This window comes from Microbacterium rhizosphaerae, from assembly GCF_034120055.1.
Lineage (GTDB): Bacteria > Actinomycetota > Actinomycetes > Actinomycetales > Microbacteriaceae > Microbacterium > Microbacterium rhizosphaerae.
In genome coordinates this window covers 3044560-3066974 of sequence record NZ_CP139368.1, presented here as the reverse complement: position 1 = coordinate 3066974, position 22415 = coordinate 3044560, and the positions used below count along the sequence as shown (strand labels likewise).

General features: G+C 70.9%; 24 protein-coding genes and 1 tRNA gene. 16 read left to right on the top strand and 9 right to left on the bottom strand.

Annotation, left to right across the window (positions count from 1 at the left end; genetic code table 11):
* Positions 1–29 precede the first annotated feature (29 nt).
* Positions 30–710: a winged helix-turn-helix transcriptional regulator gene (locus SM116_RS13935; protein WP_320941574.1), complete on the bottom strand. Its 681-nt coding sequence runs from the start codon at positions 708–710 to the stop codon at positions 30–32.
* A gap of 108 nt (positions 711–818) precedes the next feature.
* Here SM116_RS13935 and SM116_RS13930 point away from each other — a divergent pair, with 108 nt between their 5' ends.
* The 4 genes from SM116_RS13930 to SM116_RS13915 all read left to right on the top strand — a co-directional run bounded on the left by SM116_RS13930 (position 819) and on the right by SM116_RS13915 (position 4131).
* The gene (locus tag SM116_RS13930) at positions 819–1109 is read left to right on the top strand and encodes a hypothetical protein (protein WP_320941573.1); all 291 of its coding nucleotides are present in this window, start codon (positions 819–821) and stop codon (positions 1107–1109) included.
* A gap of 136 nt (positions 1110–1245) precedes the next feature.
* Entirely contained in the window at positions 1246–1869 is a 624-nt protein-coding gene (locus SM116_RS13925) for a nitrobindin family protein (RefSeq protein ID WP_320941572.1), read from the top strand.
* Complete coding sequence (gene ygfZ, locus SM116_RS13920; RefSeq protein WP_320941571.1) at positions 1869–3002, top strand: CAF17-like 4Fe-4S cluster assembly/insertion protein YgfZ; 1134 nt, start codon at positions 1869–1871, stop codon at positions 3000–3002. Before SM116_RS13925 ends, ygfZ begins: the two co-directional genes overlap by 1 nt.
* A 13-nt stretch (positions 3003–3015) precedes the next feature.
* Entirely contained in the window at positions 3016–4131 is a 1116-nt protein-coding gene (locus tag SM116_RS13915; RefSeq protein ID WP_320941570.1) for an FUSC family protein, read from the top strand.
* Between the two features lie 117 nt (positions 4132–4248).
* Here SM116_RS13915 and SM116_RS13910 read toward each other — a convergent pair whose 3' ends face one another.
* Positions 4249–5064 (bottom strand): class I SAM-dependent methyltransferase, encoded by an 816-nt coding sequence (locus SM116_RS13910; RefSeq protein ID WP_320941569.1) that lies wholly within the window; start codon positions 5062–5064, stop codon positions 4249–4251.
* A gap of 59 nt (positions 5065–5123) precedes the next feature.
* Here SM116_RS13910 and SM116_RS13905 point away from each other — a divergent pair, with 59 nt between their 5' ends.
* The gene (locus tag SM116_RS13905) at positions 5124–5876 is read left to right on the top strand and encodes a phosphoglyceromutase (RefSeq protein WP_425563255.1); all 753 of its coding nucleotides are present in this window, start codon (positions 5124–5126) and stop codon (positions 5874–5876) included.
* A gap of 72 nt (positions 5877–5948) precedes the next feature.
* Here the strand turns inward: SM116_RS13905 and phoU are convergent, their stop codons facing one another.
* Positions 5949–6677 carry a phosphate signaling complex protein PhoU gene (phoU, locus tag SM116_RS13900; protein ID WP_320941567.1) on the bottom strand — a complete coding sequence of 243 codons (729 nt, stop codon included), beginning with the start codon at positions 6675–6677 and terminating at the stop codon, positions 5949–5951.
* 163 nt (positions 6678–6840) lie between these two features.
* Here phoU and SM116_RS13895 point away from each other — a divergent pair, with 163 nt between their 5' ends.
* Positions 6841–8112, top strand: a complete 1272-nt coding sequence (locus SM116_RS13895; protein WP_320941566.1) for a sensor histidine kinase — start codon at positions 6841–6843, stop codon at positions 8110–8112.
* The gene (locus SM116_RS13890) at positions 8109–8792 is read left to right on the top strand and encodes a response regulator transcription factor (RefSeq protein ID WP_320941565.1); all 684 of its coding nucleotides are present in this window, start codon (positions 8109–8111) and stop codon (positions 8790–8792) included. The genes SM116_RS13895 and SM116_RS13890 overlap by 4 nt, the downstream gene beginning before the upstream one ends.
* A gap of 53 nt (positions 8793–8845) precedes the next feature.
* Here the strand turns inward: SM116_RS13890 and SM116_RS13885 are convergent, their stop codons facing one another.
* On the bottom strand, positions 8846–9388 hold the full coding sequence (locus SM116_RS13885; RefSeq protein ID WP_320941564.1) for a DNA modification methylase: 543 nt from the start codon (positions 9386–9388) through the stop codon (positions 8846–8848).
* Positions 9389–9531: 143 nt separating this feature from the next.
* Here SM116_RS13885 and SM116_RS13880 point away from each other — a divergent pair, with 143 nt between their 5' ends.
* A complete protein-coding gene (locus tag SM116_RS13880) occupies positions 9532–10014 on the top strand; it encodes a CarD family transcriptional regulator (protein ID WP_320941563.1) in 483 nt (160 codons plus the stop codon).
* Between the two features lie 94 nt (positions 10015–10108).
* Here the strand turns inward: SM116_RS13880 and SM116_RS13875 are convergent, their stop codons facing one another.
* A complete protein-coding gene (locus SM116_RS13875; RefSeq protein WP_345136375.1) occupies positions 10109–11302 on the bottom strand; it encodes a S1C family serine protease in 1194 nt (397 codons plus the stop codon).
* 203 nt (positions 11303–11505) lie between these two features.
* Between SM116_RS13875 and ispD the strand changes: the two genes are divergently transcribed.
* The gene (ispD, locus tag SM116_RS13870; protein ID WP_320941562.1) at positions 11506–12690 is read left to right on the top strand and encodes a 2-C-methyl-D-erythritol 4-phosphate cytidylyltransferase; all 1185 of its coding nucleotides are present in this window, start codon (positions 11506–11508) and stop codon (positions 12688–12690) included.
* A 1-nt stretch (position 12691) separates the two neighbouring features.
* Here the strand turns inward: ispD and SM116_RS13865 are convergent, their stop codons facing one another.
* The gene (locus SM116_RS13865) at positions 12692–13165 is read right to left on the bottom strand and encodes a GNAT family N-acetyltransferase (RefSeq protein ID WP_320941561.1); all 474 of its coding nucleotides are present in this window, start codon (positions 13163–13165) and stop codon (positions 12692–12694) included.
* Positions 13166–13232: 67 nt separating this feature from the next.
* Between SM116_RS13865 and cysS the strand changes: the two genes are divergently transcribed.
* The 4 genes from cysS to SM116_RS13845 all read left to right on the top strand — a co-directional run bounded on the left by cysS (position 13233) and on the right by SM116_RS13845 (position 17099).
* Positions 13233–14711, top strand: a complete 1479-nt coding sequence (cysS, locus tag SM116_RS13860) for a cysteine--tRNA ligase (protein WP_320941560.1) — start codon at positions 13233–13235, stop codon at positions 14709–14711.
* Entirely contained in the window at positions 14704–15699 is a 996-nt protein-coding gene (gene rlmB, locus SM116_RS13855; protein ID WP_320941559.1) for a 23S rRNA (guanosine(2251)-2'-O)-methyltransferase RlmB, read from the top strand. The genes cysS and rlmB overlap by 8 nt, the downstream gene beginning before the upstream one ends.
* A 22-nt stretch (positions 15700–15721) precedes the next feature.
* On the top strand, positions 15722–16339 hold the full coding sequence (locus tag SM116_RS13850) for an NAD(P)H-binding protein (RefSeq protein WP_320941558.1): 618 nt from the start codon (positions 15722–15724) through the stop codon (positions 16337–16339).
* 118 nt (positions 16340–16457) lie between these two features.
* On the top strand, positions 16458–17099 hold the full coding sequence (locus SM116_RS13845) for an NAD(P)-dependent oxidoreductase (RefSeq protein WP_320941557.1): 642 nt from the start codon (positions 16458–16460) through the stop codon (positions 17097–17099).
* A gap of 19 nt (positions 17100–17118) precedes the next feature.
* On the opposite strand, the gene SM116_RS13840 is transcribed toward SM116_RS13845, so the two are convergent.
* Both SM116_RS13840 and SM116_RS13835 read right to left on the bottom strand, forming a co-directional pair.
* Positions 17119–18429 carry a DUF4032 domain-containing protein gene (locus tag SM116_RS13840; protein ID WP_320941556.1) on the bottom strand — a complete coding sequence of 437 codons (1311 nt, stop codon included), beginning with the start codon at positions 18427–18429 and terminating at the stop codon, positions 17119–17121.
* 80 nt (positions 18430–18509) lie between these two features.
* A complete protein-coding gene (locus SM116_RS13835) occupies positions 18510–19610 on the bottom strand; it encodes an ABC transporter ATP-binding protein (protein WP_320941555.1) in 1101 nt (366 codons plus the stop codon).
* A gap of 249 nt (positions 19611–19859) precedes the next feature.
* On the opposite strand from SM116_RS13835, the gene SM116_RS13830 reads away from it, so the two are divergent.
* A complete protein-coding gene (locus SM116_RS13830) occupies positions 19860–20813 on the top strand; it encodes a DsbA family protein (RefSeq protein WP_320941554.1) in 954 nt (317 codons plus the stop codon).
* A gap of 34 nt (positions 20814–20847) precedes the next feature.
* Here SM116_RS13830 and SM116_RS13825 read toward each other — a convergent pair.
* A tRNA-Thr gene (locus SM116_RS13825) sits at positions 20848–20920 on the bottom strand.
* A 161-nt stretch (positions 20921–21081) separates the two neighbouring features.
* Here SM116_RS13825 and SM116_RS13820 point away from each other — a divergent pair.
* The gene (locus SM116_RS13820) at positions 21082–21246 is read left to right on the top strand and encodes a hypothetical protein (RefSeq protein ID WP_320941553.1); all 165 of its coding nucleotides are present in this window, start codon (positions 21082–21084) and stop codon (positions 21244–21246) included.
* Positions 21247–21573: 327 nt separating this feature from the next.
* A complete protein-coding gene (locus tag SM116_RS13815; RefSeq protein WP_320944183.1) occupies positions 21574–22407 on the top strand; it encodes an HpcH/HpaI aldolase/citrate lyase family protein in 834 nt (277 codons plus the stop codon).
* Positions 22408–22415 lie beyond the last annotated feature (8 nt).

Sequence of the window (22415 nt, the reverse complement as noted above, 5' to 3'; positions counted from 1 at the left end):
GCTTGCGACGCGCGGGTTAACAGCGGGAATCAGCCCGCGATGGGCTCTTCCTCGTGCACGTTGAACCGGTAGCCGACGTTGCGCACGGTGCCGATGAGCTGCTCGAGGTCGCCGAGCTTGGCCCGCAGCCGCCGGACATGCACATCGACGGTCCGCGTTCCGCCGAAGTAGTCGTATCCCCAGACCTCGCTGAGCAGCTGCTCGCGGGTGAAGACGCGCGACGGATGGGTCGCGAAGAAGTGCAGGAGCTGGAACTCCTTGTACGTGAGGTCGAGGGCGCGACCGCCGACCTTGGCCGAGTAGGACGCTTCGTCGATCGTGATGCCGCTGGTCTGGATGCTGGTGTCGGCCGACGCCGCGGCCGCGGCACGTCCGATGACGAGCCGGATGCGCGCATCCACCTCGGCGGGGCCCGCGCTCACGAGCACGACGTCGTCGACGCCCCACTCGCTCGTGACGGCGGCGAGCCCGCCCTCGGTGACGATGAGGACGACCGGCGCCTCGTGTCCCGTGGTCGCGAGGATCCGGCACAGCGCCTTCGCCTGCGCGAGGTCGTTGCGACCGTCCATGAAGACGACGTCGGCGCCGGGCGCACTCGCGAGCTGTGCGGTCTGGGCGGGAATCTGGCGGACGCGGTGGCTCAGAAGTTCGAGCGCCGGCAACGCGAGGCTCCCGCCGGGCGCGGAGCTGAAGACCAAGAGCTGTGCCAAAGAACCTCCCGGACGGGCGGGCACCGTGTCCTCATCATATTGGTGCGGCTCGCGGACGCGATCGCGGCGGGATGCGGCGATGCCTCCGGGTGCGCGAGAATGGGCGTCATGTCGACTCCTCCGCTCGTGCCGCGCAGCACCCTCGGCGGCATCGTCGGCGTCTGGGCGGCGGCGGCCGTCGCGGGAGTCGCGGTCGGAATCTTCGCGCCTCCGGGATGGCGGGCCGCCTGGCTCACGATCGTCCTCGGCGCCGTCATCATCGCCTCGTTCGCTGTGCAGCTCGCCGTCGGTCGTCCCGACGGTTTCCTGCGTCGCGTCGCGATGAGCACAGCGGGGTCGCTCCTCGTCCTCGGCATCGTCGGGATCGTCTTCGGACTGGCCTCCATCGTTCCGGTCTAGAGTTGTGGCATGGACCTCGTCGCACTGGAACTCTTCTTCGTCGGGCTTCTGGCGCTTGCGTCGCTCGCCATCCTGTTCACCGCGGGCGTCGTGATCAAGAACCTGTACCGCGGCCAGCGCTGATCGGGGAGGCGTCGTGATCGACCTTCCCACCGACCTGCCCGCCGACCTCGGGCCCCTGTCGTGGCTGATCGGCATCTGGGAGGGGACCGGCGTGATCGACTACGACACCGCGGACCGGCACTTCACCGGCTCGTTCGCGCATCGCGTGAGTTTCAGCCATGACGGCGGGGACTACCTGAACTACTCCGCGAACGCGTGGCTGATCGGCGACGGCCCGGGCGACCGTGTCGACGACGCGCAGCGCACGCCGCTGGTCGCCGAGATCGGCTTCTGGCGTCTGGTCCGCCCGACGCTCGACGGGGATGCCGGCCCGGGCCTGCTGCCCGCACCGGGCACGTCGCCGGCTCGCACGGTGGACGACGTCGAGCTGCTGCGCACGCCGCAGGGTGGGTTCGACATCGAGGCGGCCATCGTCCACTCCGACGGGGTGAGCGAGCTGTACCTCGGCCAGATCTCGGGTCCCCGCATCGACATCGCGACCGATGCCGTCGTGCGCCCGGCCCAGGCGCGCCCGTACGCCGCCGCCACTCGCATGTACGGCCTCGTCGACGGTCACCTGCTGTGGGCGTGGGATGTCGCCGCCCTCGGCCACGAGCTCGCCGCCCATGCGTCCGCCCGGCTGGCACGGGTCGACTGATGGCCTCCGCACCTCCTCCCCCCACCGCGGGCGCGTCCGAAGTCACGGGACGCGTGGAGACCGCCACGACCGATGTCGTCGCCGCCCTCGCGGCCGTTCCCGGTGCGGTCCTCGAGGACGGCGTCCTCACGCACGTCGGCAACCCGCTGGCCGAACAGCGCGCGCTGGCGTCGGGCGCCGCGCTCGCCCCCCTCGGCGACCGCAGGGTGCTGACGGTGACGGGGGAGGACCGGCTGAGCTGGCTCGACTCGCTGTCGTCGCAGGCGCTGACCAGGCTCGCACCGGGCGATTCGACGGAGCTGCTGATCCTCGATCCGCAGGGGCATGTCGAGCACGCCGCCGGCGTGATCGACGACGGCGAGACGACCTGGCTCATCTCCGACGTCGCAGACGCAGACGACCTGCTCGCCTGGCTTGGGAAGATGCGGTTCCGGCTGCGCGTCGATCCGCGCATGCGCGACGACCTCGCCGTCGTCGGCGGCACAGAGGACGCGGTCGCCGCGCTCGCCGCGCACGTCGTGTGGCGCGACCCGTGGCCGGGCGTGTCCGCCGGCGGGTGGGGCTACGCGGATGCCGACGACCATCCCGGTCGCGACTGGGCCGAGGCCATCGTCCCTCTCGAGCGGATCGCCGAGCTGGCGGCAGCGGCCGCCCGTGGAGAGCGCGAGCTGGCGGGCGGTCTCGCAGCCGATGCGCTGCGCGTCGCGGCCTGGCGGCCACGCATCACCGACATCGACGACCGCACGCTGCCGCACGAGCTCGACTGGATGCGCACCGCCGTGCACCTCGACAAGGGCTGCTATCGCGGCCAGGAGACGGTCGCCAAGGTGCACAACCTCGGTCATCCGCCGCGTCGCATCGTCGCCCTGCACCTCGACGGCGTCGTTCCCGCGCGCGGCGACGAGGTGCGTGCCGGGGACAACGTCGTCGGCGTCGTGACCTCGGCCGCCCTCCACTACGAGGACGGCCCGATCGCGCTCGCGGTGATCCGCCGGTCCGCCGCGGTCGACGGCGACCTCGTCGTGGACACCGCGGAGGGCCCGGTGGCCGCCGCACAGCACGTGATCGTGCCGCCGGAGGCGGGCGCGACGGCAGGGGTGCCCCGCATCCGGAGACTCGGCCGGCGCACATGACCGCCGTGGGCCGGTGAGCGGGGGCGGGAACGAGACGGCGCCGCTGACGGCTGCCGTGCCGACCGGGTGGCGCGCTCGGCTCGACGTCCGCCCGAATGCGGTGCGGCTGCGCGACTCGGCGATCGCGATCGTGCAGATCACCGTCGCCGCGACGGCCGCGTGGGCGTTCGCTCGGTACGTGCTCGGGCACCCGGCTCCGCTGCTGGCGGCCACCGTCACGATCTCGAGCCTGGGGCTGGTCCGCGACGCGCGGCCGAAGCGCGTCCTGCAGACCGTGATCGGGATGCTGCTCGGCGTCCTCATCGCCGACGCGTTCGTCCTGCTGGCCGGGCCGGGATGGTGGCAGCTCGCGCTGACCCTCGCCGTGACGCTCGTGGTCGCGCGCTTCCTGTCCGCCTATCCGCCGTTCGCGATCATGGCCGGGATACAGGCCGTGATCGTCATGACCCTGCCCGCCACCCAGCCGTTCTCGCGGCTGATGGACGGCATCGTGGGCGGGATCGCCGCCCTCGTCGCGACGGCGCTCATCCCGCGCAATCCGCGTCGCGAGGAGGTCCGTGACGGCCACGTCGTCTTCGCCGCGGCCGCGGGAGCGGGGTCGACCCTCGTGCAGGCGCTCCGGCGCGGCGATGCCCTGCGCGCCGGTCGTGCCTTGGAGAAGGCGCGTGCGATCGCACCCAGGGTCGACGACTGGCGCACGTCCCTCGACTCGGGTCTCGCCGTCGCCGCTTTCTCGCCGTGGCTGCGGCCGCACCGGTCGGAGCTCGTGCGCCACCGGGCGATCCTGCAGTCGATGGACTTCGCCACCCGAAACCTGCGGGTGGTCGCCCGGCGGGCCGTGTACACGTGCGAGGACGGGCAGCCGCGGCCTCTGCTCGCCGACCTCCTGGCGGAGCTCATGCGCGGCGCCGCGGTCGTCGACGAGAGCCTCGACGACATCGCGCTGCAGCCGGCGGCGCGTGCGGCCCTGATCGCCGTGGCGTCCCGGCTGGATCCCGTCGCGATCCTGCCGGACGGCCCCGTCGGCGACCAGAACCTCATCACGGCCCTGCGCCCCCTGGCGGTCGACCTGCTGACCGCGACCGGGATGCCGGGGGTCGACGCCCGCGCGGTGCTTCCGCACATCTGACCCGCTCTGCCTGCACTCCTCTGCCCGCGACCCCACACCCGACTCGCGAGCCCACACGCGATTCGCGCGAATCGGATGGGGGCTCGGCGAGGGAGTGTGGGTTCGCGGCCCCCGTCCTTACGCCGGCGCGACCGCCGACCAGGGCACGGTGACCTCGCCGAGGCGCCAGCGGGCTCGGCCGCGCAGCGGCCAGCCGTCGGCGACGAGGGCGTCGAGGGCCGTGCGCCAGCGGTGGACGGGCCCGAACGGCGCGACGGCGGCGGCACGGTCCCACTCGCGGTCGAGCGCGGCCAGGAACGCGTGGACGCGCTCGCCCGGGACATTCCGGTGGATGAGGGCCTTCGGCAGCCGCTCGGCGGCGATGGACGGATGCTCGAGCCCGGCGACGCGCAGAGAGACCGACAGGGTGCGGGGGACCGCATCCGGTCCCACTTCGATCCACGTCGAGACGCGGCCGATCTCGTCGCACGTCCCCTCCACGAGGATCCCGTCGTCCGTGAGCCGGGAGGACATCCGCCGCCACGCGTGCGGGACGTCCTCCTCGTCGTACTGGCGCAGGACGTTGAAGGCGCGGATGACGGTCGGGCGCCGGGATGCGGGAACCTCGAAGCCGCCGAGGGCGAACGACACATGCGCATCCCGGGCGAAGGAGGTGCCGCCGACGCGCACCTCCTCGAGCTGCACGCGGGCGCGGGCGACGCGCTCCGGCTCGATCTCGAGCCCCAGCACCTCGACGTCGTCGCGCACGGCGCGAAGGCGTGCTTCGAACTCGAGGACCGTCACGGCGCTCGCCCCGAAGCCGAGATCCACGACGAGGGGCTGCAGCTGCGCCCGGCGGATGGCCGGATGCCGGGCGATCCAGCGGTCCACGCGGCGCAGGCGATTCGTGCCGGTCGTGCCGCGGGTGACGCGCCCGACCGGTCCCGAAGCCATGCGCCCATCATGTCAGGCGGTGACAGCGCGCAGCGGGCGCAGCATCCGTCCTCGCTAGCATGGATCGCATGACCCACACCCTGATCCTGCTGCGTCACGGGCAGAGCGAATGGAACCAGCTGAATCTGTTCACGGGGTGGGTCGATGTGCGACTCACCGAACAGGGCAAGGCCGAAGCCGCCCGCGGCGGGCAACTGCTCGCCGAGTCCGGAATGCACCCCGACATCCTGCACACGTCCGTCCTCAGCCGCGCGATCCAGACCGCGGACATCGCGCTCGATGCCGCCGACCGGCTGTGGATCCCGGTGAAGCGCTCGTGGCGCCTCAACGAGCGCCATTACGGCGCGCTGCAGGGCAAGGACAAGGCGCAGACCCTCGAGGAGTTCGGTCCGGAGCAGTTCAAGCTCTGGCGCCGTTCGTTCGACGTGCCGCCGCCCCCGCTGCCGGACGACAGCGAGTTCAGCCAGGTCGGCGATCCGCGGTACGCCGACATCGACGGCGAGATCCCGCGCACCGAGTCGCTCAAACTCGTCATCGATCGCCTTCTTCCCTATTGGGAGGGCGCGATCGTCCCCGACCTCCGCGCCGGCAAGACGGTGCTCGTGACCGCGCACGGCAACTCCCTGCGCGGGCTCGTCAAGCACCTCGAGGGCATCAGCGACGAAGACATCGCGGAGCTCAACATCCCGACCGGCATCCCGCTCGTCTACCAGCTGGACGAGGACCTCAACGCGATCGGCAAGGGCGAGTACCTCGACCCCGAGGCGGCTGCTGCCGGTGCCGCGGCCGTCGCCGCACAGGGCGCCAAATAGCCACGGACGAAGAGGCGCCGCATCCTTCCGGATGCGGCGCCTCTTCGCAGGCTCGGCTCGGACGCCGGGCCGTCAGCTCTCGTCGGCGGTCGCTGCGGCATCCTCGGGGGTGCTCGCAGCGCCGCTCTGCTCGGTGATGATCGCGATCGTGTCGGTGTCCGGGTTCCAGTCGCCCGTCGCGAGATAGACGACCTTCTTTGCGACGTTCACCGCGTGGTCGGCGAAGCGCTCGTGGTAGCGGCTCGCGAGGGTGGCGTCGACCGTCGCGCCCGCCTCGCCGCTCCAGCTGTCGCTGAGGACCTTCTCGAACACGGAGATGTGCAGCTCGTCGATCTGGTCGTCGCTGTTGCGGATGGTCTCGGTCAGCTCGAGGTTCTGCGTGCGCAGCAGCTCCGTGAGCGTGCGCGCGACCTCGACGTCGAGCTCGCCCATCCGGCGGAAGGTGCCCTTCAGGCCCTTCGGGATGGCGCGCTCGGGGAAGCGCATGCGCGTCAGCTGCGCGATGTGCTCGGCGATGTCGCCCATGCGCTCGAGCGAGGCGCTGACACGGAGCGTGGTCACGACGATGCGCAGGTCGCGGGCGACCGGCTGCTGGCGGGCGAGGATCTCGATGGCGAGCTCGTCGAGTTCTACGGCCTTCTCGTCGATGATGCTGTCCTCGTCGATGACCTCCTCGGCGAGAGCCACGTCACCGGAGCTGAAGGCCTCGGTCGCCTTCTGCATCGCCACCGTCACGAGTTCGGCGATCTCGACCAGGCGACTCTGGACATCTTCGAGGGACTGGTGGAAGACTTCGCGCATTGCTGCACCCTTCTGGCTCTGCGCACGGAAGCATCGCGCACGAGGGCGATCCTCGCCGCCCAAGGTTAACGTACGGTGCCGCCTCGGTGAACAGTCGCCGGGGCGCCTGGGCATCGCGTGCTAGAGAGCCGGCGGGAGGGATGCCGCCCCCTACGCTTGAGGCATGGAATCGACGCAGCTCACGCTGCTCGCCCTCGTCACGGGGCTCCTGGTCGGGGGCGGCATCGTGGCTGCGATCGTCGCGCTGCTGCGTGCCCGCGACCGTGCGAGGGCCCAGATCTCGCAGCTCGTGCCGGAGGGCGCCCGGGAGATCATCGCGGCGATGGATGACGCCGCCGCTCTGGTCGATGCATCCGGCACCGTGCGCGCATCCTCACCCGCGACGCAGGAGTTCGGCGTCACCGAGGCGGCCCTCCTGCCTTCCGACGAGCTGCGGGCGCTCGCCCGCGAAGCGCGGGACACCCATCTCGCCGTGACGGGCACGCTGCGGCTGCGGCGCGGCAACGCGCTCGGCGAGGCGCGCCTGGTGGCAGTGCGGATGATGGAGATCTCTCCCAAGCTCGTCCTCGCGGTCCTGCGCGACATCACCGAGCGGGAGCGCGTGGCCGAGATGCGCCGCGACTTCGTCGCGAACACGAGCCACGAGCTGAAGACGCCGGTGGGGGCGGTGAGCCTGCTGGCGGAGGCGATCGAATCGGCCGCCGACGACCCCGAGCAAGTGCGGATCTTCGCCTCGCGACTGACGGCCGAGGCATCCCGTCTGGGCCTTCTCACTTCCCGCATCATGAACCTCTCGCGCCTGCAGGCCTCGGACGACCTGACCGACGCCCGCGACCTCGCCGTCGACGAGGTCGTCGCCTCCGCCGTCGAGGCGCACGCGGTGCAGGCCGCATCCGCCGGCGTCGACGTGCACCGCGGCGGAGAGCGCGGCCTCTACGTGCGCGGCGACGCCCAGGTGCTCATCGAGGCGGTGGGAAACCTCATCGCTAATGCGATCGCGTACTCGTCGCACGGCTCGACGGTGGGAGTGGGCGTGCGTGCCGTCGACGACATCGTCGAGATCGCCGTCACCGACCGGGGCATCGGCATCGCCGAGGCCGACCAGCAGCGGGTCTTCGAGCGCTTCTACCGTGCCGATCAGGCGCGCTCCCGGCGCACCGGCGGCACCGGCCTCGGGCTGTCGATCGTGAAGTATGCGGCGCAGCGGCACGGGGGGGAGGTCGTCCTCTGGTCGCGGCCCGGCCGCGGGTCGACGTTCACGATCCGCCTGCCCCGGATCGACGCCCCCGACGCCGATGGCACGCACCGCAAGCGCGGCAAGTCCGCCAAGGCGAAGCCCACCACCAAGATCAAGAGCCCTTCGAAGGCGAAGGCCGCAGCCGAGAAGCCCCGCCCGACGGCGGACAGCACCACCGCAAAGGGAGATACCGCATGACCCGCGTCCTTCTCGTCGAGGACGAGCCCGACCTCGCCGATCCGCTCGCCTATCTCCTCCGTCGCGAGGGGTTCGAGGTCGAGATCGCCGAGGACGGCCCGACCGCCCTCGACGCGTTCCGCGAGCGGGGCGCCGACATCGTCCTGCTCGACCTCATGCTGCCGGGGATGCCGGGCACCGAGGTGTGCCGGCAGATCCGAGCGAGCTCGAACACGCCGATCATCATGCTCACCGCGAAGGATTCGGAGGTGGACATCGTCGTGGGACTCGAGCTCGGCGCCGACGACTACGTCACGAAGCCCTACTCGGCCCGCGAACTGCTCGCGCGGATGCGCGCCGTGATGCGCCGCACGGCGAGTCTCGAGGCGGACCTCGACGAACGGGTGCTGTCGGGCGGCCGCGTGACCCTCGACATCGACCGCCACACCGTAGCCGTCGACGGCCAGGAGATCGGCATGCCGCTGAAGGAATTCGAGCTGCTCGAGGTCCTCATGCGCAACGCCGGCCGCGTGCTCACCCGCGGCCAGCTCATCGACCGGGTGTGGGGGACGGACTACTTCGGCGACACGAAGACGCTCGACGTCCACATCAAGCGCATCCGCTCCCGCATCGAGCAGAACCCGGGCGAGCCGGTGCTCCTCGTGACCGTCCGCGGCCTCGGCTACCGCTTCGAAGGCTGACTCACGCACGAGGGCCCGCGCTGCAGCGCGGGCCCTCGTGGCGTAAGAGGCGACTACGGAGTCGCTGAGGGGCTGGGCGAGGCCGTCGGGCTCGCCGTGGCCGCGCCGGAGGCGGACGGCCGCGGGGGGGTCGGGACCAGCGTCGAGTAGTACGGGAGGGTGCCGTTCAGGACCGGCACGTGGACCTTGACGCCCTGCGCGTCCCCCGACTGGAACTCCATCAGGACCGTCGCGCCCGGCTTCGTGCGGACGGCGAGGGCGAGTGGCGGCGTGTCCTGCGTGCCGAGGCTCACCGTCGAGTTCGCGGGGACGTCGACGGTCTTGGAGACCGCGGTGTCGGAGATGTTGATCGTGAGCGTCTCGTCGCGGTCGGTCTGGTTGACGATCGCGGCCACGAGGTTGCCGGCTGCGCCCGCGTTCGTGATCACCAGCGCATTGCGCACCTGCAGCGGGGCTCCGGGCACGTCGGGCACGTTGATGCCGTCCGAGGGGGAGTAGGGGACCGTCGTCGTCTGGGGCGAGATCATGCTGCAGCCCGTTGCTCCGAGGATGACTGCTGCGCCGACGACGATGGACGCGATGAGGCGCGATTTCACGGTTCCTCCTAGCGGACTCACGGCTTCAGAAGCATTCTAGGGGCACGCGGCATCGAGCACCGTGCAGGCGCCGAGGGGTGCGGCCGCGAACCTTAGCGCATGAGCCCTGTGGTATTCTTGATTAGCCGAAGGGACATAACTCCATGCTTTTTGAGGTTGGCGAGACGGTCGTCTATCCGCACCACGGTGCCGCAACGATCGCCGAAGTGAAGACTCGCGTCATCAGAGGTGAAGAGAAGGTCTATCTCAAGCTCAGGGTCACCCAGGGTGATCTCACCATCGAGGTTCCGGCCGACAACGTCGATCTTGTCGGCGTTCGCGATGTGATCGGCAAAGAGGGGCTCGAGCGCGTCTTCGACGTGCTGCGCGCGCCCTTCACCGAAGAGCCGACCAACTGGTCGCGCCGCTACAAGGCGAACCTCGAGAAGCTCGCGTCCGGTGATGTCATCAAGGTGAGCGAAGTGGTCCGCGACCTGTGGCGTCGCGACCAGGACCGCGGGCTCTCCGCGGGTGAGAAGCGCATGCTCGCGAAGGCACGTCAGATCCTCGTGTCCGAGCTGGCTCTGGCTGAGAAGACCGACGAGGAGCAGGCCGGCCTGGTCCTCGATGAGGTCCTCGCCTCTTAGAACGACGAAGGCGCCAGGAGGTCGAACCTCCTGGCGCCTTTCGTGTGCCGTCGCGCCGTGGCCCAGGCCGCAGCGTGCCCCCGTCCGCAGAGGCTCAGGCCGCCGGTCCGCTCGTGAGCGCGACCGAGGCGCTCTGCGATCCGCCGCCCTGGTCGACCCACGTGATCGTGACCGTGTCGCCGGGCTTGTGCTGCGCGAGCGCGCTCGACAGGTCGTCGTTCGACGAGATCGTCGTGCCGTCGACGGCCGTGATGACGTCGCGCGCGGCGAGCCCCGCATCCGCTGCCGGCGTGCCGCTGAAGACCTGGGCGACCTCCGCGCCCGACGCGGACGCGTATGCGCTCTGGTCGGACAGGCCGATGCCGAGGAACGCACGTGAGCCGATCGTGATCGTCGAGGTGGAGTGGCCGGCCGCGATCTCATGGGCGATCGACAGCGCCGCGGCGATCGGGATGGCGTAGCCGTCGGGGACCGCGGTGTTCGACGAGGCGGCTGTGTCGATACCGACGACCTCGCCCTGGCTGTCGTAGAGCGGGCCGCCTGAGTCGCCCGCCTGGATGTCCGCATCCGTCTCGATGAGACCGGAGAGGCTCTCGGACGGGGCGGATCCCTCGGCCTGCGTCGTGATCGACGCACCGGTGCCGGTGACCGAGCCGCTCGCCTGCACGAGGGTGCCGGTGCCGCCCGCGTTGCCCACGGCCGTCACGGCATCGCCGGTCGAGACGCCACCACCGCTGTCGAGCTTCGCGGTGGCCAGGCCGGACGCGTTCTGCAGCTTCAGGACCGCGATGTCGTGGGTCGCATCCGTGCCCACGACCGAGGCCGTGTACGTGGCGCCCGTCGACGGGACGGTGACCTGGATGCTCGTGGCTCCCGCGATCACATGGTTGTTGGTGAGGATCTCGCCGTCGCCGGCGAGCACGACGCCGGTGCCCGCTGCCTGTGCCTCGTCGTAGGCGAGCACGGTGTCGATGACGACGACGCCCTTCTGCTGGGCGGCCGTCGCCGTGGTCGTGGTGGTGCCGGACGAGCCGCCGCCCGAGCCTCCGCCATAGCCCCCGAATCCGCCGTACCCGTACCCGTTGTCGCCGTACCCGTAGCCGTTGCCGCCCGAGTCCGAGTTCTGCCCGCCGTACCACGAGTAGTCGGCGACGGATGCGGACGGGGATCCGGACGCCGTGGCCGCCTGCGCGGTCGTCGCGCCGATGGCGATGCCTCCCGTGCAGAGCACGGCCGCTGCGACGCCGCCGGCGATCCAGCCGGCGAGTCGGCGATGTGCGGTCTTCATGTGGTGACCCCTGTCGTAGGACGGATGCGATGGTGCCAGTGCACACGCCGCGCCCAGGGGAACGCTCGGGGCGCCCGATGCGCCGCCCCCGCAGGCGCCGTGCAGATGCGCAGGGAAAGCTATGCGTCGGCCATGAGCCGACGCAGCCCGTCCGCGGCCGGCACCGAGGTACCGCCCGGCGGCCGGTGCTCTAGATTCGGGGTGTGAGCATCACTCCCGTGCCGCGCATCGCGGTCATCGTCGTGGCCGCCGGCTCGGGGACGCGCCTCGGCGCTGAGGCGCCGAAGGCGTTGGTCGGCCTGGGCCGCCACACCATCCTCCGTCATGCCCTCCACAACGTGTTCGCGGCCCCGACGGCGCAAGTCGTGATCGTCGCACCGGCGGGGCGCGAGGGCGACGCGCTGACGGATGCCGAAGCCGCCGGCCCGCGCGAGCTCATCACGGTCGTCACGGGCGGAGCCACTCGCCAGGAGTCGGTCGCCGCAGGCCTCGCAGCCCTGTGGGCCGACATCGAGGTCGTGCTGGTGCACGACGCGGCGCGTGCCCTCACGCCGCCCGACGTCTTCGAACGGGTGATCGCGGCGGTGGATGCCACGGGCTGGGGCGCCGTGCCGGTGCTTCCGGTCGTCGACACCATCAAGCGCGTGGACGACACCGCGATCGTCGAGGGCGTGGACCGCTCCGAGCTCGCAGCCGCCCAGACGCCGCAGGGCTTCCGCCGCGACATCCTGGTCGACGCGTACCGCGCGGCGCACGAGGACTACACCGACGACGCTGCGGTGGTCGCCGCATCCGGTCATCGCGTCGGAACCGTCGAGGGCGACGCGCGGGCGTTCAAGATCACGACGCCCGCGGACCTCGAGCGGGCGCGCCAGCTGGTCGGGGAGCCGCTGCGTGCCCGGGAGGCGGCCGTGCCGCACGCACCCCGGGTCGGTGTCGGCACCGATGTGCACGCCTACGGCGGCGAGGGTGCGCTGTGGCTCGCCGGCCTCGAGTGGCCGGGGGAGCAGGCGCTGTCAGGGCACTCGGACGGCGACGCCATCGGTCACGCGATCGTCGACGCGCTGCTGTCGGCCGCCGGGCTCGGCGACATCGGCACGCACTTCGGCACCGATCACCCGGAGTACGCGGGTGCCCACGCCGAGGTGTTCCTCGCCCGCACGCGGGCGATCCTGGGGGCGGCGGGGTGGCGGATCGGCAACGTCGCGGTACAGGTCCAGGCGAACCGGCCGCGGTTCTCCGCGCGCCGCGCGGAGGCGGAGCGGGTGCTGTCCGAGGCCCTCGGCGCGCCGGTCAGCGTTTCGGCGACGACGACGGACGGGCTCGGGTTCCCGGGACGCGGCGAGGGGGTGTCGGTTTTCGCCGTCGCGATGGTCTTCCCGGCCTGAATCAGAGGGCGCGGGTCATGAAGACCGAGAACGGGTCCTCGACATATCCCTCGAACGGTCCGCAGTAGGCGAATCCCTCGCTCTCGTACAGTCGGCGCGCCGGATCGAAGTCCGGCGTCGTGCCGGTCTCCAGCCACAGGGAACGGATGCCTCGAGCCGCCGCATCCGTCATGATGTGCTGCAGCACCGCGCGGCCGACACCGCGCCCGCGGAAGGCGTCGTCGACACGCATCGACTTCAGCTCTGCCCGCTCGGGATCGAGCGCCTTCATCGCGCCGAGCCCCGCGAGCTCGCCGTCGATCCACGCCGACCAGACCGTCACGCCCGGGGCGCGAAGCGCGTCGAGGCCGAGCGCGTGGACGCTCTCGGCGGGAGACGAGGCGTGCATGCCGTCCAGGTGAGAGGCCACGAGTGCGCGGACGTCGTCGCCGGACAGGTCGTCGACGCGGATCTCGATCGGCGGTCTTTCGGTCACATCCGGGAGGATACCGGGCCGAGGAAACAGCGGCGGCCACGGGGAGGGCCGCCGGTAGGCTGGTGCGGTGACTCTCCGCCTCTACGACACCAAAGCGCAGGAGCTGCGCGACTTCGTGCCGCTCGATCCGGAGAACGTGACCGTCTACGTCTGCGGGCCGACGGTGCAGTCGGGCCCGCACATCGGGCATCTGCGCGGTGCGCTCGGGTTCGACCTGCTGCGACGCTGGCTCGAGTACCGCTTCCGACGAGTGACGTTCGTGCGCAACGTCACCGACATCGACGACAAGGTGCTGGCCAACGCCACGGACGCAGAGCCGTGGTGGGCGCTCGCGTATCGCATGGAGCTCGAGTTCTCCCGGGCGTATGCCGCGATCGGTATCGCCGCTCCGACGTACGAGCCGCGGGCGACCGCATCCATCCCCCAGATGCAGCAGCTGATCGCGCGTCTCATCGACGCGGGCCATGCGTATGCGGCGCCGGACGGCTCGGGAGACGTCTACTTCGACGTACGATCGTGGCCGGAGTACGGCGAGCTCACGAACCAGTCGGTGGATGCGATGGAGCCGGCGGGCGATGCCGACCCGCGCGGCAAGCGCGACCCTCGCGACTTCGCCCTGTGGAAGGGTGCGAAGCCCGATGAGCCCGATTCGGCCCGCTGGGACTCGCCGTGGGGCGCGGGGCGCCCCGGATGGCACATCGAGTGCTCGGCGATGAGCCGCCGCTACCTCGGTTCCGAGTTCGACATCCACGGCGGTGGTCTCGACCTGCGCTTTCCGCATCACGAGAACGAGCTGGCGCAGTCGACCGCAGCGGGCGACGCATTCGCGCGCTACTGGGTGCACAACGGCCTCGTGACGGTGGGCAGCCAGAAGATGTCGAAGTCGCTGTTCAACTTCATCCTCGCCGATGAGCTTCTCGCCGAGCGCGACCCGCTCGTGGTGCGCTACGCCCTCGGCGCCGCGCACTACCGGTCGAGCCTCGACATCACGCCCACGACCTTCGACGAGGCCGAGGCCGCGCTCGCCCGCATCCGCACCTTCCTCGAACGCGCGGGCCGGGCGATCACCGCGGAGTCGGACGAGGTCGAGTTCGTCGCCGCCGTGCCGGATGCCTTCGCCGCCGCGCTCGATGACGACCTCAACGTGCCGCAGGCGCTCGCGATCGTGCATGAGCGGGTGCGTGCGGGCAACACGGCCCTCGACGCGGGCGACCGTGACGAGGCGGATGCCGCCTTCCGCGACGTGACGGCGATGCTCGGCGTGCTGGCGCTCGATCCGGCCGACGAGCAATGGCAGACGGGAGGGTCGGATGCCGAGGCATCCGCTCTCGACGCTCTGGTGCAGACGATGATCGTCCTGCGCGCCGACGCGCGCGCCTCGAAGGACTGGGGGGCGGCAGACCGGGTCCGCGATGCTCTCGCGCTGGCGGGCATCGCGCTGGAGGACACCGCAGACGGAACGCTTTGGGGACTCGCAGACGTTCGTGCGAAGCGAAGCGGAGCCGGCGGGGCGCAGCCCCGCCAGAAGGAGAAGTTCGATGGCTAAGCCAGGACGCCCCGGGGCGGGCAACAGCAAGAAGAAGGGCGCCACCAAGGGCACCGGCGGCAACGGCCGCAAGGCGCTCGAAGGCAAGGGACCCACGCCGAAGGCGGAGGACCGGGCCTGGCACCCCGCCGGCAAGCGGAAGGCCGCGCAGGAGCGATACATCGCAGCGGGCGGCACCTCGCGACCCGCTCGGGGAACGAAGGGCGGCAGCGGCAACCGCACGCCCCGTTCCAAGGCGGCGGACGACACCGAGACGGTGACCGGCCGCAACTCGGTGCTCGAGGCGCTGCGCGCACGCATCCCCGCGACGGCGCTCTACGTCGCGCAGCGCGTGGAGATGGACGACCGCGTCAAGGAGATGCTGTCGATCGCGACCCACCGCGAGATCCCGGTGCTCGAGGTCACCAGACCCGAGCTCGATCGGATGGCGGGCTTCGACGGTGTGCACCAGGGTGTGGCGCTCAAGGTGCCGCCGTACGAGTACGCGCACCCGCAGGACCTGCTCGAGAAGGTCGTCGACAGGGGCGAGACGCCCCTCCTCGTCGCGCTCGACGGTGTGACCGACCCGCGCAACCTCGGCGCGATCATCCGATCCACCGCCGCCTTCGGCGGACAGGGTGTCATCATCCCGCAGCGGCGGTCCGCAGGCGTGAACTCGGCGGCCTGGAAGACCAGCGCCGGTGCGGCCGCCCGCATCCCCGTCGCCATGGCGGCCAACCTCACGTCGACGCTCAAGGAGCTCAAGAAGCAGGGCGTGTTCGTCCTCGGTCTCGACGGCGGCGGCGACGTTTCGCTCCCGAGCCTCGAGCTGGCGGACCGCCCGGTCGTGATCGTCGTCGGCTCGGAGGGCAAGGGCCTGTCGCGCCTGGTCACCGAGACCTGCGACCAGATCGTGTCGATCCCGATCTCCACCGCCACCGAATCGCTCAACGCCGGCATCGCCGCATCCGTCGCGCTCTACCAGGTGTCGACGATGCGGGCGAGCTGACACGCACGTCGAAAGGCAGGACATGGCACGCATCGCCGTCATCGGAGGGTCGGGGTACGCCGGACGCCAGATCGTCGCGGAAGCCGTGCGCCGCGGGCACGCCGTGCTCTCGATCGCACGCCGCGTCCCCTCGGAGCGCGTGCACGGCGCGATGTACATCGAGGGGTCGCTGACGGACGTCCCCGCCCTGCTCGCGCAGCTCGTGGGAGTGGATGTGGTGGTGTGCGCCGTCCCACCACGTGGAGACATGGCGGGGCTCGTTCGTCCGAACATCGCCGCACTCGTCTCCACGCTCCCGGAGGGTGTGCGCTTCGGCGTCATCGGGGGCGCCGTGAGCAGCCTCGTCACCGCGGCCGGCGAGCGCATCGTCGACCTGCCGTCGGTCGCCGGCGACTACATGCCCGAGGCCCTGGAGTCGATCGGCATCCTCGATGACCTGCAGGCTGCGGGCGGGTCGCTGGACTGGTTCCACATCCACCCGTCCGGAGGGTTCGAGGGCTGGGACCCCGACGAGCCCACGTCGTCGGAAGCCGGCTGGACCATCACGGATGCGTCTGGGCAGAGCTCCGTCAGCGGGGTCGACCTCGAGAGGGTGGTCGTCGACCAGATCGAGAACCCGCGGAGTGTGCGCGGCGCGTGACGTGCCGCTTGTCCGCCCCGGCACGGTCCTCGTCATAGAGCGCAACAGGCGGAATGCCGTGGGTGCGTGCACGTTGAATCTCGAGGATGCCGCCACCTCGGCGGCGGGAGGAGACACCATGGCCCGCATCATCGTCCTTGGAGGCACCGGATACGCCGGAGGCCACATCGCCGCAGAGGCGGCTTCGCGCGGACACGAGGTGGTCTCGATCGCGCGGAAGCCCCCGGTGGAGAAGACCGACGGCGTGGAATACGTCGAGGGATCGATCCTGGATCTCGACGGCATCGCCGACCAGCTCGAGGGCGCAGACGCCGTGATCTCGACCGTGGCACCCCGCGCAGACATGGCGGACGCGGTGCCGGATGCGCTGCAGGCCCTGGCCGAGCGTCTGACGGGCACGCCGACCCGGCTCGGGGTCGTGGGCGGCGCGATGGGCAGCCTGTCCGCGCCCGGCGGCCCGCGCCTGTACGACCTGGGCGTGCCGGAGGAGTACAAGCACGAGGCCGAGGTCGGCATCGCATCCCTCGAGCTGCTGCAGGCCTCGGAGCCGGGCCTCGACTGGTTCCTCGTGCACCCGCCGAAGGTCTTCGGCTCATGGGAGCCCGGCGAGCGGACCGGCTCGTACCGCGTCGGAGGCGACGTTGTCGTCGAGGACTCCGAGGGCAACTCCTACATCTCCGGCGCCGACTTCGCGATCGCGGTCGTCGACGAGATCGAGAAGGGCGCGCACCGGCGCGAGCGGTTCACCGTCGGCTACTGAGGCCGACGGACCGGCGCGCTCAGACGAGGTCGCGCCAGTCGATCGCCTCCTCGTCGTCGGCGTCCGCCTCGAGCTGGTCGGCGCCGACGACGGGGATCGTCACCGTCTCCGTCGGCGGTCCCATGATGGTCGCCTCGTCTCGCCGGTGGCGCAGCACTTCGTCGATGTAGCTCGTGAGCGCCTCGGCGAGCGGCACCGAGCGGCCCTGCGCCTGCGACATGTACCAGCGATGTTCGAGCATCTGGTGGAACACCTCCGCCGGCTCGAGCTTGGCCCGCAGATCGAAGGGGATCGCGCGGACGATCGGCTCGAACACGCGGCTCAGCCACTCGTGCGCGACCATCTCCTCGTCCTCGCCGCGCCGGCCCGCGCGGGCACGGTACTCGTCGAGGTCGTTCAGCAGCCGCCGTGCCTGGTTCTCCTCCACGTCGAGTCCCGTCAGCCGGATGAGGCGTCGCTGGTGGTGGCCCGCATCCACGACCTTCGGCTGGATGGAGACCCTCGTGCCGTCGGGCGTCGCCTGGATCGACATCTCGCCGATGTCGAAGCCCAGATCATTGAGGCGCTGCACGCGCTCCGTGATGCGCCACGCCTCGTTCGCGGCGAATGTCTCCTGGTCGGTGAGAGCGGCCCACAGCGAGTGGTACGCCGACATGATGCCGTCCGCGATCTCGACCGCGTCGACGCCGCGCTCCAGCCGGCCGCCCGCCTCGAGGTCCATGATCTCCCCGGCGATGTTGGTGCGGGCGATCTCGAGGTCGTAGGCGCGCTGGCCGGCGGTCAGGCCGGTCTCGTGCAGTTCACCGGTCTCGGCGTCGACGAGGTAGGCGGCGAAGGCGCCGGCATCCCGCCGGAAGAGCGTGTTGGACAGCGACACGTCGCCCCAGAAGAACCCGACGTTGTGCAGCCGGACGAGGAGCACGGCGAGAGCATCGACGAGTCGAGTCGCCGTATCGGGGCGCAGCACCTGCGTGAACAGGGCGCGATAGGGGAGCGAGAAGCGCAGGTGCGCCGTCACGAGGGCGGCGGGCAACGGCTCGCCCGTGGCATCCGTCCTCCCCGCGATCACCGCGACCCGCTCGACGCACGGGACCGCGAGGCGGTGCAGGTTGCCGAGCATCTCGTACTCGCGGCGAGCCATCTCCTCGGTCGTCTCCTTGATGGCGACGACGTGGCCGGACAGGTTCGCGAAGCGCACGAGGTGCCGTGAGATGCCCTTGGGCAGGTAGACGATGTCGCGCTTGGGCCAGTCCGCGAGAGTCGTCGACCACGGGAGTGCGAGGAGACCGGGATCGATGGCGCTCGCGGTGATGCTCAGGGCGTCCGGCATGGGGCCTCCGTGGGGGCGGGCGGGAAACGACGCGGCGCGGGGGGATGCATCGATCCCGCCCGCGCCGTGTCGTTCGATTGTTACGCGGAGGCGACGGCCTTCGTGCCGAGGCGCTCGCCCGACTCGAGGTCGAACAGGTGGACGTGGTGCGGCGTCGGCGTCAGGTTCACCGTCTCACCCGCGTTCGGGTGGATGCGGCCGTCGACGCGCGCGACGATGTCCGTCCGCTTGCCGTTGATGTCGGCGTGGCCGTACAGGTAGCCGTCGGCGCCGAGCTCCTCGACGAGGTCGACGACGACCTCGAGGCCTTCGGCCGACGAGGTCGAGACCTGGATGTCCTCGGGGCGGACGCCGATCGTGACCTGCGAGCCGGTGTTCGCGAGGGTCTCGCGCTCGACGGCGACGACCGACTGGCCGAACTTCACGCCGCCGTCGACGACGTCGGTGGTGAAGAGGTTCATGGCGGGGGAGCCGATGAAGCCGGCGACGAAGACGTTCTTCGGGGAGGCGTACAGGTCGCGCGGGTTGCCGACCTGCTGCAGGACGCCGTCCTTCAGCACCGCGATGCGGTCGCCCATCGTGAGCGCCTCGGTCTGGTCGTGGGTGACGTAGACCGTGGTGACGCCCAGGCGACGCGTGAGCGACGCGATCTGGGTGCGGGTCTGCACGCGCAGCTTCGCGTCGAGGTTCGACAGCGGCTCGTCCATGAGGAACACCTGCGGGTTGCGGACGATGGCGCGACCCATGGCGACGCGCTGACGCTGACCACCCGAGAGCGCCTTCGGCTTGCGGGTCAGGTACGGCTCGAGGTCGAGGAGCTTGGCGGCCTCGAGGACGCGCGCGGCGCGCTCCTCCTTGCCCACGCCGGCGATCTTCAGGGCGAAGCCCATGTTCTCGGCGACGGTCATGTGCGGGTACAGCGCGTAGTTCTGGAACACCATCGCGATGTCGCGGTCCTTCGGCGGGATGTCCGTGACATCGCGGTCGCCGATGAGGATGCGGCCCGAGTTGACCTCTTCGAGGCCGGCGAGCATGCGCAGGGTGGTGGACTTGCCGCAGCCCGAGGGGCCGACGAGGACGAGGAACTCGCCGTCTCCGACCTCGAGGCTGATCTTGTCGACCGCGGGACGGGTGCCGCCCGGGTAGAGGCGGGTTGCGTTGTCGAACGTGACCGTAGCCATTTTCTTCTCCTTCACCGGCAGGTACGTGCCGGACGATCCGTAGTGAGGATGAGGCGGGACGCTGCCCGCACGCCCATCGTCGGGCGTTGCGCCATTATGACATGCCCGGCTGAGAGCCTCGACCGGCGGGCTGCTCGTACACGACGTCTGGGCATTTCTCAGCCTGTCTGGCTAGCATCGACGTCGGTCGCCTGCCCGTGCGCGACCCTCGCCGGGACAGCCCCGGCGCCCGCATTCTCAAGAGGTTTCATGTCGAGCGACGGTTCTTCGAACACCCCCTCGAGCCAGCGCCGAGAGGCGGTGCGCGAGAAGGCCCAGCAGGTCCAGGCCCAGCAGGCGCGCGCACGCCGCGCGCGGCGCGCATGGATCGTCGCCGGCATCGTCATCCTCGTCGGCGCCCTCGCGGCGTCGGTGACCTGGGCGTTCGCGTCCACCGCGGCCAAGCCGCAGGCCGAGCCGCAGAACCTCAGCAACGACGGATTCCACATCACGAGCGTGGCGGGAATCGCGAGCACCGTCGGCCAGGTCGGCTCCGGCGCCACGCCGACCCCGACGCCTTCTCCCGCAGCCGATCCGGCGACGCCCACGCCGACGCCGTCGTCCTCCGCGGCGGCTCCGGTCGATATCCGCGTCTACGTCGACTTCCTCTCGGTCGGGGCGCGCCAGTTCCAGGTGGCCAACGTCCAGCAGCTCAAGAAGTGGGTCACGGAGGACGCCGCGAAACTGACGTACTACCCGGTCGCGATGCTGACCGCGAAGTCGAACGGCACCAAGTACTCCCTGCGCTCCGCGAGCGCCGCGGCCTGCGTGGCGACGCACTCGCCGGATTCCTTCTTCGCGTACGCCAACGAGCTGCTGGTGAAGCAGCCGTCCGCCGACTCGGACGGGCTGACGGATGCGGCGCTCGCTGACCTCGCGGCCGCCTCCGGGGCCAGCGATCCCAAGACCGTGCGCTCGTGCATCCAGAACGAGGACTACGCTGCGTGGGTCAAGACCGTGACCGATCGCGCGGTGTCCGGCGTTCCCGGCACGAAGGGCGTCTCCCTCACCGGCACGCCGCTCGTGCTCGTGAACGGCACGCCCTACATGGGTGCGCTGGACGACCCGGCCGAGTTCGCGCAGTTCGTGCTGACGATCGCGAGCAACAGCTACTACAAGTCGACGGTGCCGACGCCGACGCCCACGCCGACGGCTACCCCCTAGAGGCGACGACGGGACTCGGTCGACGCCGCGTGAGAGCCGACTACGGGACTCGAACCCGTAACCCCCGTATTACAAGTACGGTGCGCTACCAATTGCGCCAAGTCGGCGAGGCCCGGAATCCGGACTCCAAGGATCGAGTCTAGAGCGTCGGCGGCCGAGGTCCCGATGAGACGGTGTCCCGGCGCTCGGTGAGAGTGCTCTCATGCGGCGCATCCGTCGTCCGACCGCCCGCATAGTGGAACCACACAAGCCGAGGGAGGCCCCCGCGATGTTCGACACCCCCATGCAGCTCGGCGAGGCTGTCCACCCGCGCTGCCCGGACGACGACACCGTGCTCCGCGACGTCGAAGGCGGGTGGGTGTGCGTGCGGTGCGGCCGCGAGTTCCCGGTCGTGGGCGGCACGGGCGGACCGACCGCTCTCGGCATCCACTGACCTCCGCTGCTCCCTCTCGGCACGGTCGGGCGTCCCGACGGATACCAGGCATGACGTGCAGGGATTCGTGTCGCCGGGTGCCCGCGTTAGGCTGGCAGACGGTCGCGCGATGAGGGGATGGATGCGCGCGACCTGCGGGTGACGCGCGACCCACGGGATCCGGGCCCTGTTCCCGGAATCCGCCGGGTGATACCGTAGTCCGGTATACAGAATTCTTATTCCATCAGACGGAAGAAGTGCGTGATGTCGGCAGACCCCTACGGCAGCGGCCCCGAGAGCCTCGACAGCTCCGACGACGGGCGGACGCTCGTCACCGCGGCACGGCAGATGGCGGCGCACCGGCCGGTCGACCCCGCGATCGCCCGCTCCTGGCTGCTCGTGCCCGGTACGCGCGTCGACCTGTTCGACGAGAATGCGGCCTCCCGCGCCGATGCCGTCGTGCTCGACATCGAGGACGCGGTCGACCCCTCCAACAAGCCCCAGGCCCGCCAGGATGTCGCCGATTGGCTGCGCGGCGGCGGCCGGGCGTGGGTCCGCGTCAACGACGTGGCGAGCCCGTTCTGGAGCGACGACCTCGCCGTGCTCGCCGGCATCCCGACCCTGCTCGGCATCATGCTCGCCAAGACCGAGACGCCCGACCAGGTCACCTCGTCCTTCGACCGTCTCGGCGGCACCGTGCCCGTCGTCGCCCTCATCGAGTCCGCGGTGGGCATGGAGGACGCGGCGCACATCGCCAAGGCGCGCGGCTCCTTCCGCCTCGCGTTCGGCAGCGGCGACTTCCGCCGGGACACGGGCATGAGCGCCGACGCCGAGGCCATGGCGTACCCGCGCGCACGCCTCGTCATCGCGAGCCGCGTCGGTGGCCTTCCCGGACCCATCGACGGGCCGACCGTCGGCAACAGCATGCCCACGCTGCGCGAGCACTCCGCGATCACGGTCTCGATGGGCATGACCGGCAAGCTCTGCCTCGCGGCGGAGCAGGCGCCCGTCATCAACGAGGTCATCAGCCCGACCCCGAGCGAGGTCGCGTGGGCGCTCGACTTCCTCGCCGACTTCGAGAGCCGCGGCCGCGTGGTTCGCGACGGCAGCGACCTGCCGCGCCTCGGCCGCGCGCAGAAGATCGAGAAGCTCGCGGTGGCGTTCGGGGTGCACCCGAGCTGACCCGATGC

Coding starts and splice junctions, on each gene's coding strand:
- SM116_RS13835 (WP_320941555.1), bottom strand. CDS start 19,610: ATGGCTACGGTCACGTTCGACAACGCAACCCGCCTCTACCCGGGCGGC.
- SM116_RS13895 (WP_320941566.1), top strand. CDS start 6,841: ATGGAATCGACGCAGCTCACGCTGCTCGCCCTCGTCACGGGGCTCCTG.
- SM116_RS13905 (WP_425563255.1), top strand. CDS start 5,124: ATGGATCGCATGACCCACACCCTGATCCTGCTGCGTCACGGGCAGAGC.
- SM116_RS13820 (WP_320941553.1), top strand. CDS start 21,082: ATGTTCGACACCCCCATGCAGCTCGGCGAGGCTGTCCACCCGCGCTGC.
- SM116_RS13830 (WP_320941554.1), top strand. CDS start 19,860: ATGTCGAGCGACGGTTCTTCGAACACCCCCTCGAGCCAGCGCCGAGAG.
- SM116_RS13845 (WP_320941557.1), top strand. CDS start 16,458: ATGGCCCGCATCATCGTCCTTGGAGGCACCGGATACGCCGGAGGCCAC.
- SM116_RS13910 (WP_320941569.1), bottom strand. CDS start 5,064: ATGGCTTCGGGACCGGTCGGGCGCGTCACCCGCGGCACGACCGGCACG.
- SM116_RS13815 (WP_320944183.1), top strand. CDS start 21,574: ATGGCGGCGCACCGGCCGGTCGACCCCGCGATCGCCCGCTCCTGGCTG.
- SM116_RS13880 (WP_320941563.1), top strand. CDS start 9,532: ATGCTTTTTGAGGTTGGCGAGACGGTCGTCTATCCGCACCACGGTGCC.
- SM116_RS13875 (WP_345136375.1), bottom strand. CDS start 11,302: ATGAAGACCGCACATCGCCGACTCGCCGGCTGGATCGCCGGCGGCGTC.
- SM116_RS13930 (WP_320941573.1), top strand. CDS start 819: ATGTCGACTCCTCCGCTCGTGCCGCGCAGCACCCTCGGCGGCATCGTC.
- ygfZ (WP_320941571.1), top strand. CDS start 1,869: ATGGCCTCCGCACCTCCTCCCCCCACCGCGGGCGCGTCCGAAGTCACG.
- SM116_RS13890 (WP_320941565.1), top strand. CDS start 8,109: ATGACCCGCGTCCTTCTCGTCGAGGACGAGCCCGACCTCGCCGATCCG.
- SM116_RS13850 (WP_320941558.1), top strand. CDS start 15,722: ATGGCACGCATCGCCGTCATCGGAGGGTCGGGGTACGCCGGACGCCAG.
- rlmB (WP_320941559.1), top strand. CDS start 14,704: ATGGCTAAGCCAGGACGCCCCGGGGCGGGCAACAGCAAGAAGAAGGGC.
- phoU (WP_320941567.1), bottom strand. CDS start 6,677: ATGCGCGAAGTCTTCCACCAGTCCCTCGAAGATGTCCAGAGTCGCCTG.
- SM116_RS13840 (WP_320941556.1), bottom strand. CDS start 18,429: ATGCCGGACGCCCTGAGCATCACCGCGAGCGCCATCGATCCCGGTCTC.